The following is a 222-nucleotide window of genomic DNA, read 5'->3' as shown; positions in this document are numbered from 1 at the left end:
TTGATAGGTTCGAGGTGGAAGCATGGTGACATGTGGAGCTGACGAATACTAATAGATCGAGGACTTAACCATATAATATGTAGCAATGTTATCTAGTTTTGAAGGAATATACCTTCAATAGTTTGGTGATGATGGCAGAGAGGTCACACCCGTTCCCATACCGAACACGGAAGTTAAGCTCTCTAGCGCCGATGGTAGTTGGGACCTTGTCCCTGTGAGAGT

General features: G+C 44.6%; 1 rRNA gene. It reads left to right on the top strand.

Features of this window, described 5'->3' with window-relative positions:
• Positions 1-121: 121 nt before the first annotated feature.
• Positions 122-222: ribosomal RNA gene (gene rrf, locus MR167_RS32615) — 5S ribosomal RNA — on the top strand; the annotation flags it as partial.

The organism is Bacillus cereus group sp. BfR-BA-01355 (assembly GCF_022663675.1).
Classification (GTDB): domain Bacteria; phylum Bacillota; class Bacilli; order Bacillales; family Bacillaceae_G; genus Bacillus_A; species Bacillus_A thuringiensis_S.
The sequence above is the reverse complement of the archived record's forward strand: the minus strand, read 5'-3'. Positions and strand labels throughout refer to the sequence as shown.